The sequence below is a fragment of the Bacteroides sp. RCH18 genome (assembly GCF_058231005.1).
Map to the genome: position 1 here is coordinate 1,951,475 of NZ_JBIPTC010000001.1, position 16,729 is coordinate 1,968,203.

Genomic DNA, 16,729 nt, shown 5'->3' on the forward strand with positions numbered 1-16,729 from the left:
TTTATATCATCTCCTAATATGGTATGGTATTAGCAGATTACATCTAGTAATGGACTGCTTCAGAAGCGGGAATAATAGAATTAATAATTTGATTCTGAACAATATACCTGATTATCAAATAGCAGATCGATGGCAACAGACCATCTCTATTTGAAAAAAGGCATATCATTTTGAAAAGATCAGTAACCAATAAATTATCAGATAACAATGAAAGTTTGCAAATTTGAAAAAATGAAAGAAGAGGATGAAATCAGACAAGTAATCAATTACATCCTAAAGGAACATCCTTACGTAGTTGTGGTTCCGACACTGACGCAACTACAAGAATGGCTGCAGGATATTTCTATCAGCTGGTTTCACGAAGAAGACAGTGCTTCGCATACAACAATCAATAATATCGAAGAATATTGCCGTACACTGGCAGATCACCTCATAACAGATTTGCCACTAAATACGGATATAAAGAAATATATCCGGGAATGTATCGAAAAGATGCACAAACTGGTGGAAGACAAAGCCGATTTATTAATTGATAAAATAATAAAAGCCGAAATATATCGGTTATCCGGAGAATTGTTTACCTGCTGCCTGCGTCAGCATGGACTGAATGCCCGCACATTGGATACCGGTACTTTTATGCAGATGAATCTGGAAAGGAAACCGGATATCCCCTACATTCAGGAATCTATCAGGCAGTATATCAATGAGAATCGGGATACTGACATTTTCATCGCTCCCCTTTCCTTATGCAAAAATGTATATGGCGAAATTGATTTCATGAATGAGAAGCGTAATGATTATTATGCTACCGTACTCGCCAGCATATTCGAAGCAGACGAAATCATTCTGTCAACCGAACTCACGAATATCTATGCCAACCGGAACTGTGCCAGGGAACAACATTCTCTGACCTACACCGAAGCCGAACAGTTGATTAACAGTGGAGTACACTTAATTTATACAGACTGTATCACTCTTGCAGCCCGTTCCAATATCGTTATCCGCTTAATAGACACCCATGACCTGGAAACAGAACGGCTCTACATCTCTTCCCATGATACGGAAAGCAGTGTTAAAGCCATTATTATCCAAGACTCAGTGACGTTTGTACGCTTCACGTCATTGAACGTCCTGCCCGGCTATTTACTCATGGGCAAATTACTGGAAGTCATTAATAAATATCAGATAAACGTTATCTCAATGGCCTCATCCAATGTTTCTGTCTCCATGATTCTGACAGCCAGTCGTGATACCCTGCGAATAATTCAAAGAGAACTGCACAAATACACAGAAATGGTCGTTGACGAAAATATGTCCGTAATACATATCATAGGATCACTTCATTGGGAACGTACACAACTGGAAAGTAACATCATGGAAACAATCAGGCATATCCCCATATCACTGATTTCTTATGGCGGCAGCGATCATTGTTTCACAATATCAGTTCACACGGCTGATAAGAAGCAATTACTCAATTCGCTGTCACAGCGTTTTCTTGAAAGACTTTCAGCCTGATTAACAAAGTAATAAATACAAATCCATAAAAACATGAAAATTACAATTATAGGAGCCGGAAACATAGGGAGCGCAGTTGCTGCCTGTCTGGCAAAAGGACATCTCTACAACGAAACAGATATTATCATTTCTACCCCTCATACAGACAAGCTAGAAAATCTGCACAAACAATTTCCCGCGATACGCATAATGACAGAGAATCAGTATGCCATATCGGAAGCCGACATTATAATTCTGGCTGTCAAACCATGTATAGTAGACGAAGTATTATCTCCGTTACGATTCTCACGTACCCAAATCCTGGTTTCACTGGTAACCGGAATATCCATTTCTCACCTGGCACATTTATCGGAAACCGAAATGCCTATATTCCGGGTTGTTCCAAATATCGCCATTACGGAACATTCGAGCCTGACCCTGATAACTTCACGCAAAGCCGGCAAAGAACACCAGCAACTCATAAAACAAACATTTGAAGAAGGAGGAAAGTGTTTGTTCGCAGAAGAGAAACAGCTGGATATCATTTCTGCATTAACTTCCAGTGGAATCGCTTTCGCATTAAAATATATTCATGCAGCCATGCAAGCCGGCATAGAATTGGGTATCTCCGCTGAAGATGCAATGCGAATGACGGCATATAGCATGGAAGGAGCTACAGAACTGATTTTAAATCACGACACCCACCCGCTGTTAGAAATAGAAAAAGCAGCCACTCCCGGTGGAGCCACCATTAAAGGATTGAATGAACTGGAGCACAGGGGATTTACTTCCGCCGTTATTCATGCCATAAAAAGTAGCGTCACAGTATCGACCGATAAAGAGACTGAAGAATAGACAAACAATCCCCTAAATTTTCACGCACATAATTTCGCACTAATATAAAGTATATATTTTTCATATAAAGAAGAAGATACTAACAGCATTATTATACGTTTATTATACATTAAAAAGAGTTACCCTATACACAGAGTAACTCTTTCTAAATTCAGTTCTTCATGTTCAGATTTAACTTACGATACTTTATATCGACAATTCTTTACTTATAAGTTAATGGAACTTCAAAGATGTTCACGAACAGCATTCTTTATTATCCAAAGCTAAAAGGGAAAGTGCTTTCATCAGATAAAGCAATTAATCCATTTTTCCGCTGGATACAAATTTTGTTCTCTCTCGCCAGCCAACCGGCGGCTAATGCTGTACTCTCTACGCTAAGGTTTAATCTTCTCGCCAATTCTGGTATCGAAATTTCACCAATTTCTTTCAGGGCACACCAGACCTTGCCGGCATTGTTCCCTACTACTCTTTTATCCATGGCTATTCTCTATTAATAATTCGAAACTAAGATAGCTATTTTAATAATAGTTCATAACATATTCTCTTATTTTATTTAACAGATTGACATTATTTAAAGATTCAAAAAAGAATCGGGTTCAAACAGTTAAATATTCGGTCATGTTTTATACTAAAGCACCATTCTGGAATACTCAAAATCATCAAATAAATTCATAGCGTAACTAAAAGAGAATCAACAGGTTTTATTAAAAAAAATGAATAATAGCAATATCGGACAAGTTCGTTCCCTTTTTTACCAATACCTTTGCGAAGTGAAATACCAAAAGAAGTTATGCAACAGAAGAAAACAACCAAAGAAGAGTATCAAAAGTGCGTAAATGTTGTGGTGGAATATATCAATCAACATTTAGGAGAAGACATTGATTTGAAATCGCTGGCCAGGATATCAAACTTTTCTCCTTTTTATTTTCACCGGATTATGAAAGCATTCCTCGGTGAACCGATCGGTACCTTTATTGTCCGGACGCGGACAGAAGCAGCCGCACGTTTATTGCGCTATTCGGATATTCCAATTGCCGATATTGCCTATCGCATCGGATATTCATCCCCTTCTTCCTTGTCGAAAGTGTTCAGACAGTTTTATGGTATTTCTCCTTTAGAGTATCGAAACAATAAAAACTTTGTAATTATGAAACCAGCGATTATCAGGCCAGACCTGGAACTGAAAAGTGAAATTAAGAGTATACCTGCACGCAATGTTATTTATATCCGCCTGTCCGGTGACTACAAACTGAATGACTACGGAGGGACATGGGGACGTCTGTGGCAGTTCATCAAAGAACAAAAGCTGCCGATGGGAGATTTCAGCCCGCTCTGCATCTATCACGACGACCCCAAAGTGACACCAGCCGAGAAATTGCGCACCGATGTATGTATGGTGATGCCCGTACAGGTAGCTCCCAAAGGAGATGTAGGATTCAAGACGCTTCCCGCGGGACGTTATGCAATCTTCTTATATAAAGGTCCGTATGACAATCTGCAAGCGGTATATGATACTATCTATGGAAAATGTCTGCCCGAAATGGAATGTACGCTACGCGATGAACCCAGTGCCGAACGCTATCTGAACAATCCGTGCGAAACCGCTCCCGAAGAGCTGTTGACAGAGATTTATATTCCGGTAGAATAAGAAGGATTTAAAAATAAATGAGACTGCATTTCTTTACGGATGCAGTCTCATTCTACTTTCGCTCATCATTACCCATCAATGGGTAACTACGCCGGACAGATAATCTTCCTCTCTTCTATCTGTTATTTATCGGCGTAAAGCCCTACCCTGTTTCCCTCGCTATCCGCAAACAAGGCAAACCAGCCTCTGCCCTCTACTTCGATTTTCGTCTTGGGCATCATGATTTTTCCACCTTTCCGAAGGACTTTTTCCAGTGTCTGATCAATGTCCTCACAATTAAAAGAGATAATCACTCCTTTTTCCGAAGGAAGATAATCGGGAGCATGGAAAATAGCGCCGACCGTTTCACCCTCTTCCGTGAAACATGCCATCTTCTCCTCTTCACATTCAAAAACCGGAAGCTGTACCCCAAACACTGTTTCATAGAAATCGACAGCCCGGTGAAAATCAACTGTAGGAATCTCAAAAAATGCAATAAACTTTTTCATTTCGTTCTTTTTTTATGGTTACTATTGAGCCTTTGCAAAGACACTGCAAAAGTAAGGGATACCACAAAGCTCTGATAGGAAAAAAAAGACATTTTCAAAGTTCCGAGAAATAATCGGAATAAGGAGCACAAACAGAAAGATATTCTGCAGGCGTATAACCGGAAAATAGTTTGAATTCCTTGATCATGTGGGACTGGTCGGAGTATCCACACTCATAGGCCACTTGTACAAAAGGCAGAGTCGCATCCTGTTGCAACAGAAATAAAGCACGTTGCATACGCACAATACGAAGATATTCCTTGGGAGTCGTACCGACATAATCGGCAAAAACACGTCCGAACTGCTTGCTACTCAAACAAGCCGCCTCCGACAATTGAGGAATATTTATTTGTGGTTGAAGATTGATTTCCTGAAAGACAGCAGACATCCTCTTCAGGTTATACCCGGAAAAAGTATATAAACGACGAAGAAAAAACTGCTCTATCAGACGGATACAGACTATATTATCAGAAGTATCAGTGACTTGCTTCGCCAAATCCGATAGTTCTACATCCTCCACTTCATCCATCGCTACATCCTTCCCATGAAACAAGTGAACGGGAATGTGGAGCAAGGCTTTCGCTGCATAAGGTTGAAAAACAACCGTAATCATCTCTATCCTACCCGTCGACAACACATCGGAGAATCCGACCGACTGTCCGCAAATAAAAGACTGTGGCTGCAACTTTGAATCATTCTGCAGGAAGAGTTGTTTCCCTTTATGAAAAACAAGTTGCATACAACCGATGGGCAAAGTCCGTTCGGAAACAGGAACTGCTGCATCATCCTGCAATATCCAATAATGGCGGATGTAAGGCGATAGCACAGGAACGGGCTTTATAATCTGAAATGACTGCATATGGCAAAGATATCACTTTTTTAATTATGGAAGCAAAAGTAGAGAGTCTCTTTGAATCTGTATTGTAAAAAAGAGACATTTAATTATTAAATCAAACCTAAAGAATTATCCTTCTGTTAAAATGATAAAAAGAATAGAAGTATTTATGTCTTTTTTCTTTTTTATTGTCTAATATTGTTCTCTATTAATACACACAATACATAAAACCATATGGATGCTCAAGGACTTCGTCTCATAACTGCTCTTAAACTGTGCATACTAGCCACTAAAAAAGATGGTACACCTTTATATAGTGACAGAGAGCAATACATCTTCTCCGAATTATATGGTTTGGAAGGAAACGAAATACAAAATATGATAAGTTTGGGAGATAAATTAGGACTTAGTCGTGAAAGAATCCGTCAATTAAAAGTAAAAGTATTCAAGAAATTCGGAATTTTAAGAAAAAGAAATATCCCAGCCATCATTGAGATTGATAATCTATTGACTAATAATCACCAGATCAATCTTGATGAAGTACACAATTTTGCTTGCTACTTAAAAAAATTTCAAGAAAGCCATCTGTCTGAATATCCCATAGAAACTCTTTTTGATCTAGCTCAACTTTACTTTAAACAGGATTATTCCATTATCAAAACCTGGAAAAGAGAAATCAAAGAAACAAGCACAATCTTTCCCAAAAAGCAAAATTCACAATTGACAGATATTACAAACAAAATTATATGGTTTGATCATGTGAAGTCATGGACTCTTGAAGAAATCCACCAAATAACTCCTCATAGAAACTATGACCCAAACAAAAAATATTTAGAATCAGAAGCTGGAGAGTTCTATAGTAATAAACTTCAAAGAAATGTTTTTTACGAATCGATGCTTGAGAAAAAATTCTATAAACGTTTAGAAAAATCACATGAGGTTATTTATTATGTCGAACAAGGCATTACAATCACATACGATAGAGGAAAATATACCCCTGATGCTATAGTCTTCCTTGATGATGGGAAAGGTTTCGTTGTAGAAATTAAGCCTTTGACCGAAATGGCCAACCAATCTGTACAAAAAAAATTCAAGGCATTACTTGATTTTTGTGAAGAAACAGGTCTTGGAGCTACTTTAACAGATGGGCGTACAGATATCAATCATATATTCGAAACTATTCCAAATCTCGCTTTCGAAGAAAGCATCTTGCAATCTTTGAAAGAATTTAAGAAACTTACTTATGGTAAAGTAAACGAATTAAAAAATAAATATCAAGTAACGACTATACATCTGCTACAATGCATTATAAAAAATAATTTATCCTATAACTCCATGCCGACACTTATTTGGAAAACTAAAAAGCCCATTATATGTGATTTACTTTTAAGTCCTGAAAATAAGATGTTATTAAAAGGATCGACAGATATTATCAATAACGACAAAACATAAAATATGCCTCGCCTGGGTATAATATAATAGCCAGGCAAGGGGGGCTTATTTTTCAAATAACAGAAAGCCCGTATTCATAGGCTTCTGACATCGCCTGATATTCTTTGTCCGAATATGCACCTTTGCTTCTTGCCTTCTGCATATCATTCATAAAGGACTTAACGGTAGAGAGGAAGCTCTGAAAATTCTTCAGTTCTTCATCATAACCTGTAACAGCCGGAATTTTTTCCGCAGCCTTCAGTTCCTTCTCCAGCTCCGCCATTTTCAAATCAATCCGTACTCCGTCCATTGCATGTTTGCGGGAATACAAATTCATTATGCTCTGCACCGTGCCTGACATCTTGCGCATCGCCATTATCTGATCTTTCAACGGCTCATCAGCCAGAAGTTCACTCTCCGCTTGTTCGGTCAAAGGACTTAGGATATCAAAAATCACTTGCTTATACTCGGACAGTTCTACGCTCAACTTATAGTTTTCATCCAAAAGCTGAGCCGTTTTTGCTGTATCTTTCGACTTCTTATAAGCTAGAAATTTATTGAAGTTATCATAGAACTGTGTCCGCACATTAAACAATCCGGCATAATTCTGCTTTAGATTCTGACGGACTTCAGGATTAAAATAGTCTCCCGGATCCAACAATTCCGCTGTATCACGGGCAGCTATTTCCGGAGGTGCAATCGGTTCAACTTCAGGCACTTTCCCTGTCTGTTCCATGTACCCCAACACAGCGTTTATATCTTTCGCATTAGCCACATGCCTCAATACAGCGAGCGACATATGATAATAATTGATCACCTTACTGGCATTATCCAATTCCTCCGTACTTTCCGAGGATACAGTCTGCTTTTTACTTCCCCCCGAACAGGAAGACAACAGCAAAGCACCGACCAGTGCTCCAAACAATAAAAATTTCTTTTTCATAATGTTCTCCTTATTAGTTACTTTCCGTACTATAACAATAAAAAACGATTTTTGTTATGTACAAACAATAGGTATCACATACACTTACAACGGTGGAAAAATTCAAGATGCTATTAACGATGATTAAAGAATAAACAATTATCGACGTATAAAAACAAAAAATGGCTACTCATCACGAGCAACCAATCTTTTGTTAACCTTAAATCTAATACTTATGAAAAAAACACAGTACAAATATACCACCTTTCAAGTAAATAGCAAATTTCAGAGCCGAATCGGACGATAATATAACACGGTTTAAGACTCTCGGAAGCGCATTAACATTTTAGACTTTTCGTGTTAACATTTAACATATTCATTCACAGTTCCTGCTTAACGAGATTCTTGAAAAAGCAACTAAGTCCGCTTTTTCAAGAATCTCGCATTAATCCTTTTTCAGTATACTCTATTCTCCCTCCTATCCGTGCTATTGATTATTTTTCATCACGGAGTTATTGCAATACAACCAATTTTACCGTAACTTTGAAATATGATAATTAGCGCCAGCCGCCGGACAGATATTCCGGCATTCTATTCGCAATGGTTCCTTAACCGGATTAAAGAAGGATACGTGTTAGTTCCCAATCCTTTTAATCCTAAAATGATCAGCAAGGTCAGCTTACATCCTGCTGTGGTAGATTGCATCGTGTTCTGGACCAAGAATCCCGCTCCGATGATTGATAAACTGGATCATCTGCAAGACTACAAATACTACTTTCAGTTCACACTCAATCCTTACGGAGAGAAATTAGAGAATAATCTGCCGTCAGTCGACAAACGAATAGACATATTCAAACGACTTTCGGATAAAATAGGAAAAGAAAAAGTGATCTGGCGCTATGACCCGATACTGACCAATGAGGAGTACGACGTTTCTTTCCATAAGGAGGCGTTTGCCCAAATTGCCTATGGACTTAAAGACCATACCGAGAAGTGTATGCTGGGATTTATTGACCATTACCAGCATATCCGCACCGCAGTCGGCCAGTTCAACATACAGCCGTTGCGAAAAGAGGAGATTGAAGAAATAGCCGTCTCTTTCAGGAATACCATCAACGAATATCCTGCCATCCAACTAGATACCTGCACCTCCAAAGTTGATCTGAGACATTTGGGAATCCCTGCCGGACTGTGTATCGACAAAGAACTGATCGAAAGAATCACCGGCTACCCCCTCCTTGCCAAAAAAGACAAAAATCAGCGGAATGTCTGCAATTGCATTGAAAGTATCGACATAGGTACTTATGAAAGTTGCCTCAACGGATGCATCTATTGTTACGCCATCAAAGGCAATTACAACAGTGTGGAATATAACACTAAGAAACATGACAGGAATTCGCCTTTGCTGATCGGGCATCCGGCAGAAGATGATGTAGTGAAGGAACGGGAAATGAAAAGTCTGCGAAACAATCAATATTCATTATTCTGAATCACGCCCGGACTCCAAATAATTTCTTCGCATAAGAGCAAAAAAAAAGGCTATCTATCCCAGACAGCCAATCTTTGTTAACCTTAAATCTAATACTATGAAAAACACAGTACAAAGATACGGACTTTTGACTCATCTCCAAATTTTCCGGCTAAAACGGGACATCTTATAACATGGTTTAATAGAATCAGAACCGCATTAACAAATAAGCAACTTCATGTTAACATTTAGCAGTCTTCTTAAATATTTAGCCCATAAAACTGAATGAGATGCAAAAGTTTTCGAATCTGTTGCCGATTCCTATTAATAAGAGTTTACAGGCAACAACAAATCCATTCATTAGCTGTTAATTAGAGGAAGGTAATCATCAAATTCTCAACATATATGAAAAGATTTGAAAACAAAGTAGTCGTCATCACCGGTGCTGCCGGTGGCATTGGCGAAGCAACCACACGCCGCATCGTCTCCGAAGGAGGAAAAGTAGTCATCGCCGATCATTCGCAGGAAAGGGCCGACAAGCTTGCCGCCGAACTCACTCAAGCAGGGGCCGACGTGCGTCCCATCTATTTCTCCGCCACCGAACTCCAAAGCTGTAAAGAACTGGTTGATTTCGCCATGAAGGAATACGGTCAGATAGACGTACTTATAAACAACGTAGGCGGAACCGACCCCAAACGTGATCTGAATATTGAAAAGCTGGATATCGATTACTTCGACGAAGTATTCCATCTGAACCTTTGCTGCACGATGTATCTTTCTCAGCAGGTCATTCCCATCATGACCACTCACGGAGGCGGAAATATCGTAAACGTAGCATCATAAGCGGACTGACAGCCGACGCCAATGGCACTCTCTACGGAGCCAGCAAAGCAGGTGTCATCAATCTGACTAAATATATCGCCACCCAAATGGGAAAGAAAAATATCCGCTGCAATGCCGTAGCACCGGGATTGGTTCTTACCCCTGCCGCACTGGACAATCTGAACGAAGAAGTACGCAATATATTTTTAGGACAATGCGCCACACCTTATTTGGGAGAACCCGAAGACGTTGCCGCCACCATTGCATTCCTGGCCTCCAACGATGCACGATACATCACCGGACAGACGATTGTGGTAGACGGCGGCTTAACCATTCACAATCCTACCGTTGAATTATCATAAATATACCCCGGACAGTACATCCTGCTTTTTATCATAAGAACGATTGGCTATCAAAAAGTATCTTACTCCTTGCCAATAAAGCCAGATGTACTGTCCATTTATTCTCTTCTTCATCCCCCCTCTCAGTATACTCCAAAGCCTTTTTTTCTAATTAACAAATAAAAACTCTCTTTTTCTCCTCGATGTTACCGATAGAAAACATACTTTTGTGACCAAGTAGTAACAACATCATAAGACAATGGAAAAAGAGATGATCAAAAACAGGCAGGCAACGGAACTGGCACTGATCAAAGCCGTTGATGACATTATCGAAGAAAGCGGTTTCGAAGGACTGGGAATCAATGCCGTGGCAGCCAAAGCCGGAGTAGCCAAAATGCTCATTTACCGCTATTTCAATTCGCTGGACGGATTGATAGCTGCCTATATCCAGCAAAATGACTACTGGATTAACTTCGACGAAGAATTGCCGGACCCGGAACATATCGGTGCTTTTATCAAGCAGATATTCAGAAGGCAAATTATGGAATTAAGGAAAAGCTATACGCTGAAACGCCTTTACCGCTGGGAGTTGACGACGAATAACAAATTCGTCAGAGAACTGCGCGAGATACGGGAAGAGAAAGGTATCCGACTGGTAGAAGCAGTGAGCCGGCTCTCCAGACATCCGCAAAAAGAGACGGCCGCCGTAGCTTCCATTGTAACGGCAGCCATCAGTTATCTGGTATTACTTGAAGAGAACTGTCCGGTCTACAACGGACTCAGAATACAGGAAGAAAACGGTTGGGAACAACTGGAAACAGGAATTAATCTATTGGTAGACCTTTGGCTACAGAAATAAACAAAATCAAATGAACAAGATGACAATGATGGGAGTATGGCTGATCGCCTTATTTAGTACCGGATGCAATCAGGATTTGGTAGAGTACAACAGCAACGACCTCAAAATCTCCATCGAAAAGGGAGAAGAATGGCTGCACAAATTTCCTCTATTTCTGGGGATCAACAAAAAGAATCCGCCGCAAATCGCTATCTGGACGGAAGACATGAAGGGACATTATCTATCCACTGTGTATGTGACACATAAAATCGCTACTCAATCCTGGCAGTTCTCCGGCGGCAACCGGAGAAAAGAGGCACTGCCCCACTGGTGTTATCAGAGAGGGATAGAATCGGAGGACGGCTTATATCTTCCGACAAAGAAGTCTCCACTGGTCGATGGAATCACCGGAGCGACTCCGCAGGGAAGCTTCCAAGTGAAAATGGTCCCTACGGGAAAACAGAAGCAGTTCGTCGTCAAAGTAGAAATCAATCATTCGACAGATTTCAATGAAGCATTCCCTAAATCCGCCAAAGAAGGGGACGCCAACTACACCGGCGGAAAAGAAGGAAGTGGCCAGCCGGCTCTGGTCTATGCCGCAGAAGTTGACCTGACGTCCGGCAAGAAAGAATTTACAGCCAAACTAATCGGACACAGCAGCCCCGATGGCAGCAACGGAGAGATCGTAACCGATACCTCTTCACTTACCACAGCGCTGCATATCGTCAAGAGTATAACCATTCATATCCAATAAGCAAAGTAAATAAAAGGCTGCAACTATGAGCAGGTTATTACTATAAGCATCCGTTCTCTCTTTAACGAGAAAAAATTCTCACGCCTTTGAGAAAAAATTCTCATTGCAGTGAGAACTTTTTCTCAATGCGATGAGAAACTTTTCTCATAATGGTGAGATTTTTTTCTCATCGCCATGAGAATGATTGAGAATATAGTAATCCGTATCATACTGTATAATAATCATATACGTATTTTGCGTCTTACGGTTTACAGCCATAATTGATTGGTTATAAAGAAGCTTATTCCTAAAAAAAGTGTTTTTTCGCCTATTTTGTTGAAACATCACCGCCATGGAAAGCGAAAATACCCTAAAATCAATACTCAATGCTTGCATATATATCTATTAACATTCATCCTCATATCTTTATGAAACACTTCATCTTCACTCTGACTCTGCTATTCCTTATTGTCGTACATGCTGACGGGCAGACAGACAGCAAACATTTCTCCTATACGACCTATATCGGCACGGGACTTTCTATGGGCCAACCATCTCAAACGCCCTTCAACTGGCAGATCATAGCACACTATCACATCGGGCAACGATTGACCATCGGCGCAGGAAGCGGACTGTCCATCTATGAAAAAGCTCTTATTCCGCTGTATGCCAATGCACAGTTCTTCATGACGCGACCAAAGAAACTTACTCCCTATCTGGAATGCAACATCGGCGGCTCATTGGCGGCTGCCAAAGAAACCAATGGCGGATTCTATCTTTCACCATCTGTAGGAGCACAGGTAAAGCTCACTCAAAAACTAAAAATGAATATTGCCTTAGGCTATGAAATACAGCAACTGGAAAGGCTGAAACAGCGGACCGATGAATATTTCCATACTGAATTCAAGGAAGAACTGTCTCACCACTCCATCACCCTAAAAGTGGGATTAACTTACTAAAAGAAGGAATTATTGCCAATTAATCAGTAGGATTGTCCAACAAATACTAACTTTACAACGTTTTACATATTAAAGAATAAACGGTATGATTGTAAGAACACTACTGGATACAGACCTCTATAAGTTTACCACCTCGTACGCTTATATCAAATTATTCCCTTACGCAATGGGTACTTTCAGTTTCAACGACAGAAACGAAACTGAATATACCGAAGAGTTTCTGGAAGCGCTCAAAAGCGAATTCAACAAACTCAGCCGGTTGAGACTTACGGAAGAGGAACTGGAATACATGACACGCAATTGCCGGTTTCTTCCGAGAGTCTATTGGGAATGGCTGTCTTCTTTCCGTTTTGATCCGGACAAGATCGATATTCATCTGGACACAACGGGGCGGCTGCATATTGAAGTCAGCGATTTTCTTTATAAAGTCACACTGTATGAAGTACCGCTGCTCGCCATCGTATCCGAAATCAAAAACAAGTTTTTCGGCAACGTACCCGATATGAGCGAGATACTCTGCAAATTGTCGGAGAAAGTGGAATTGTCCAATCAGCACCAACTCCGCTTCTCAGAGTTCGGCACGCGGAGAAGATTCTCAATCGACGTACAGGAGACGGTGATCAAACGGCTGAATGATACGGCCAAATACTGTACCGGAACTTCCAATTGCTATTTTGCCATGAAGTACGGCATGAAAATGATGGGAACTCATCCGCATGAGTGGTTCATGTTTCATGGGGCACAGTTCGGATATAAGCACGCCAACTATATGGCGCTCGAAAACTGGGTGAATGTATACGACGGAGATTTGGGCATTGCGCTGTCCGACACTTATACTTCAGGAATATTCCTGAGCAATCTCAGCCGCAAGCAGGCCAAGCTATTCGACGGAGTGCGCTGCGATTCCGGCAATGAGTTTGATTTTATCGATAAGCTGGTAGCCCGCTATAAAGAACTGGGCATTGATGCCACTACCAAAACAATCGTATTTAGCAACGCTCTCGACTTCACGAAAGCACTGGAAATTCAGGAATACTGCAAGGGCAAGATTCGCTGTTCCTTCGGAATCGGCACCAATCTTACGAATGATACAGGATTTACCCCTTCCAACATTGTCATGAAACTCACGCAATGCAAAATGAATGTCAATCAGGAATGGAGAAAATGCATCAAACTATCGGATGACGAAGGAAAGCATACAGGCAGTCCGGAGGAAGTACAGGCTTGCCTATACGAACTGAGGCTGGCGAAATAAAGACCGCTCTGAACAGAAAGCCGGGGTACGGGCATAAAAAAAGGAGCAACGCCTTGCTCCAACCTTTGTTAACCTTAAATCTAATACTATGAAAAACACAGTGCAAAGATACGTACTTCTGTGTTATTAGCAAATTATCCAAATAAAAAAGTATGTTTTATAACACGATTTAAAACTTTCATAGAAAAACATCCCTTTTTATTAATACTTTTTCAAGATTTAAACTCCTTGACTGCTCTTCCCAATCTTTCCAGCGTCAGTTCGCCGGATTGTCTCCAGAGCTGTTCACCTTTTCTGAAAAGAATGAATGTAGGAGTGGATTCAATAGTATAAAAATTAGCGAGATCACTTTCCTCGTCTACGTCTACCTGTACTACCTCGACTATCCCTTCCATCTCTTTCTTGAACTCTTTAATCAAAGGCTGCATACGCTGGCAGTGAGGACACCACGTTGCATAAAATTCTGCCATTACCCAGTCATCACCCGCCAGTTTCTCTCTGTTTCTCGTATCACGAGCTATTTTCTTTTCTTTCATATCGATTCTCCTTTTAATTAATTAGTGGGAGTCTTAACAATACAAAAAGAGGAAGGTTTAACACATAAACATTAATACACAGAGATTTAGTTCTATTGGAAAAGTAAAGGAGAGGAAATCTGCCGGAGCATTCATTGCACAAAACTGAAACTTTCGTGCAAAAACAGAACACAGTATTCAATATTTATTTATCTTTGCCCCCCGAAATGGTTCGGAGTCCGTGTCCAACGGACAACGATTAAAAGGGAATCGGGTGTAAATCCCGTACAGTCCCGCTGCTGTGAAGCTCTATACAATGTCTTATTAATGAACTAATTTATCGCCACTGATGTTATTTTGGGAAGGCACTATAAGACAAGAGTCAGTCAGAAGACCTGCCACTTCGCGTAAAGCGTTCTTCTGCCTCGTGGGTTAGGAGAAAGAACATCATTTGTTAAGCCCCAAATCAAGAAAATACTGTGTTTCTGTCGGATGGACTATGTCTGTGAAGATGGGAAGGCATTAAATAAGTATGTACTTAATTGAGTAAAGTATGATAAAAAAAATCTTAGTAGCCAATCGCGGTGAAATTGCCATAAGGGTGATGCGCTCCTGCCGGGAGATGGAGATAACGAGTATCGCTATTTTCTCCGAAGCAGACCGGACCGCAAAGCACGTGCTCTATGCCGACGAAGCTTATTGCGTAGGACCGGCAGCATCCAAAGAGAGTTATCTGAATATAGAAAAAATCATCGAAGTGGCAAAGGAATGCCATGCAGACGCTATTCATCCGGGATATGGTTTCCTGTCCGAAAACGCGACTTTCGCCCGACGCTGTCAAGAAGAAAATATTATTTTTATCGGACCGGACCCCGAAACGATGGAGGCAATGGGCGACAAGATATCCGCCCGTATTAAAATGATCGAGGCAGGAGTCCCTGTCGTTCCCGGCACACAGGAGAATCTGAAAAGTGTGGAAGAAGCCGTAGAACTCTGCAACAAGATCGGTTATCCGGTGATGCTGAAAGCATCTATGGGCGGCGGCGGAAAAGGTATGCGCCTTATCCACAGTGCGGAAGAGGTGGAAGAGGCTTATACGACTGCCAAAAGCGAGTCACTTTCTTCGTTTGGCGACGATACCGTTTATCTGGAGAAGTTCGTGGAAGAACCTCATCACATTGAATTTCAGATTCTGGGCGACAAACACGGAAACGTGATTCACCTGTGCGAACGCGAATGTTCCGTACAACGCCGCAACCAGAAGATTGTGGAAGAGACGCCATCGGTTTTCGTGACGCCCGAACTGCGTAAAGATATGGGTGAAAAGGCGGTAGCCGCCGCCAAAGCGGTCAACTATATCGGTGCAGGCACGATTGAGTTCTTGGTTGATAAGCATCGCAATTATTACTTCCTCGAAATGAACACCCGTCTGCAAGTAGAACATCCGATTACGGAAGAAGTGGTCGGAGTGGACTTGGTGAAAGAGCAGATCAAAGTTGCCGACGGCCAAGTGCTCCAGTTGAAACAGAAAGATATCCAACAACGCGGCCATGCCATCGAATGCCGTATTTGTGCCGAAGACACGGAAATGAACTTCATGCCGAGCCCGGGAATCATCAAGCAGATTACAGAACCGAACGGAATCGGTGTTCGTATCGACAGTTACGTGTACGAAGGATACGAAATCCCGATCTATTATGACCCGATGATCGGCAAACTGATCGTATGGGCTACCAACCGCGAATATGCCATCGAACGGATGCGCCGCGTACTCCATGAGTATAAACTGACAGGGGTAAAGAACAACATCAGCTACCTGCGTGCCATCATGGACACTCCGGACTTTGTGGAAGGCCATTACGACACAGGTTTTATCACCAAGAACGGCGAGCATCTGCAACAATGCATCATGCGCACCAGCGAACGTGCCGAAAACATTGCCATGATTGCTGCCTACATGGATTATCTGATGAATCTTGAAGAAAACAGAGGTGACGCAACGGACAACCGTCCCATCAGCAAATGGAAAGAATTCGGTTTGCACAAAGGTGTACTTCGTATCTAAACTAAAAACAGCATTCAA

At 41.1% G+C, this 16,729-nt stretch carries 15 protein-coding genes, 1 pseudogene and 1 riboswitch; of the genes and pseudogenes, 11 read left to right on the forward strand and 5 right to left on the reverse strand.

The features are described from left to right. Positions 1-207 precede the first annotated feature (207 nt). Both ACHLI0_RS07790 and ACHLI0_RS07795 read left to right on the forward strand, forming a co-directional pair. The gene (locus ACHLI0_RS07790) at positions 208-1,518 is read left to right on the forward strand and encodes an amino acid kinase family protein (protein WP_373247754.1); all 1,311 of its coding nucleotides are present in this window, start codon (positions 208-210) and stop codon (positions 1,516-1,518) included. Positions 1,519-1,551: 33 nt separating this feature from the next. Continuing rightward, positions 1,552-2,352 carry a pyrroline-5-carboxylate reductase family protein gene (locus ACHLI0_RS07795; RefSeq protein WP_490748835.1) on the forward strand — a complete coding sequence of 267 codons (801 nt, stop codon included), beginning with the start codon at positions 1,552-1,554 and terminating at the stop codon, positions 2,350-2,352. Positions 2,353-2,605: 253 nt separating this feature from the next. On the opposite strand, the gene ACHLI0_RS07800 is transcribed toward ACHLI0_RS07795, so the two are convergent. Continuing rightward, positions 2,606-2,830, reverse strand: a complete 225-nt coding sequence (locus ACHLI0_RS07800; RefSeq protein WP_055220199.1) for a winged helix-turn-helix domain-containing protein — start codon at positions 2,828-2,830, stop codon at positions 2,606-2,608. Between the two features lie 312 nt (positions 2,831-3,142). Between ACHLI0_RS07800 and ACHLI0_RS07805 the strand changes: the two genes are divergently transcribed. After that, entirely contained in the window at positions 3,143-4,000 is an 858-nt protein-coding gene (locus ACHLI0_RS07805; RefSeq protein ID WP_008761167.1) for an AraC family transcriptional regulator, read from the forward strand. A gap of 122 nt (positions 4,001-4,122) precedes the next feature. Here the strand turns inward: ACHLI0_RS07805 and ACHLI0_RS07810 are convergent, their stop codons facing one another. Then, positions 4,123-4,488, reverse strand: coding sequence for a VOC family protein (locus ACHLI0_RS07810; protein WP_011108047.1), 366 nt, complete (start codon positions 4,486-4,488; stop codon positions 4,123-4,125). 94 nt (positions 4,489-4,582) lie between these two features. After that, positions 4,583-5,386 carry an AraC family transcriptional regulator gene (locus tag ACHLI0_RS07815; RefSeq protein ID WP_055220194.1) on the reverse strand — a complete coding sequence of 268 codons (804 nt, stop codon included), beginning with the start codon at positions 5,384-5,386 and terminating at the stop codon, positions 4,583-4,585. 210 nt (positions 5,387-5,596) lie between these two features. Here ACHLI0_RS07815 and ACHLI0_RS07820 point away from each other — a divergent pair, with 210 nt between their 5' ends. After that, positions 5,597-6,814, forward strand: coding sequence for a TnsA endonuclease N-terminal domain-containing protein (locus ACHLI0_RS07820; RefSeq protein WP_062694633.1), 1,218 nt, complete (start codon positions 5,597-5,599; stop codon positions 6,812-6,814). Between the two features lie 52 nt (positions 6,815-6,866). Here the strand turns inward: ACHLI0_RS07820 and ACHLI0_RS07825 are convergent, their stop codons facing one another. Further along, positions 6,867-7,736 (reverse strand): DUF6845 domain-containing protein, encoded by an 870-nt coding sequence (locus tag ACHLI0_RS07825; protein WP_062694631.1) that lies wholly within the window; start codon positions 7,734-7,736, stop codon positions 6,867-6,869. A gap of 529 nt (positions 7,737-8,265) precedes the next feature. Here ACHLI0_RS07825 and ACHLI0_RS07830 point away from each other — a divergent pair. From ACHLI0_RS07830 to pncB, 6 genes and pseudogenes are all read left to right on the forward strand, one after another. Beyond that, positions 8,266-9,204: a DUF1848 domain-containing protein gene (locus tag ACHLI0_RS07830; protein WP_272201049.1), complete on the forward strand. Its 939-nt coding sequence runs from the start codon at positions 8,266-8,268 to the stop codon at positions 9,202-9,204. Between the two features lie 384 nt (positions 9,205-9,588). Beyond that, a pseudogene (gene hdhA, locus ACHLI0_RS07835) lies at positions 9,589-10,367 on the forward strand (7alpha-hydroxysteroid dehydrogenase). A gap of 238 nt (positions 10,368-10,605) precedes the next feature. After that, positions 10,606-11,205, forward strand: coding sequence for a TetR/AcrR family transcriptional regulator (locus tag ACHLI0_RS07840; protein ID WP_055220186.1), 600 nt, complete (start codon positions 10,606-10,608; stop codon positions 11,203-11,205). Positions 11,206-11,215: 10 nt separating this feature from the next. Continuing rightward, positions 11,216-11,938, forward strand: coding sequence for a hypothetical protein (locus tag ACHLI0_RS07845; RefSeq protein ID WP_490748839.1), 723 nt, complete (start codon positions 11,216-11,218; stop codon positions 11,936-11,938). A 407-nt stretch (positions 11,939-12,345) separates the two neighbouring features. After that, on the forward strand, positions 12,346-12,876 hold the full coding sequence (locus ACHLI0_RS07850) for a hypothetical protein (RefSeq protein ID WP_490749561.1): 531 nt from the start codon (positions 12,346-12,348) through the stop codon (positions 12,874-12,876). Positions 12,877-12,961: 85 nt separating this feature from the next. Then, positions 12,962-14,131: a nicotinate phosphoribosyltransferase gene (gene pncB / locus ACHLI0_RS07855; protein ID WP_490748840.1), complete on the forward strand. Its 1,170-nt coding sequence runs from the start codon at positions 12,962-12,964 to the stop codon at positions 14,129-14,131. Between the two features lie 212 nt (positions 14,132-14,343). On the opposite strand, the gene ACHLI0_RS07860 is transcribed toward pncB, so the two are convergent. Then, a complete protein-coding gene (locus ACHLI0_RS07860; RefSeq protein WP_008761158.1) occupies positions 14,344-14,667 on the reverse strand; it encodes a thioredoxin family protein in 324 nt (107 codons plus the stop codon). A gap of 190 nt (positions 14,668-14,857) precedes the next feature. Then, positions 14,858-15,063: riboswitch (cobalamin riboswitch) on the forward strand. A 136-nt stretch (positions 15,064-15,199) separates the two neighbouring features. On the opposite strand from ACHLI0_RS07860, the gene accC reads away from it, so the two are divergent. Continuing rightward, positions 15,200-16,711, forward strand: a complete 1,512-nt coding sequence (gene accC / locus ACHLI0_RS07865; RefSeq protein ID WP_008761157.1) for an acetyl-CoA carboxylase biotin carboxylase subunit — start codon at positions 15,200-15,202, stop codon at positions 16,709-16,711. Positions 16,712-16,729 lie beyond the last annotated feature (18 nt).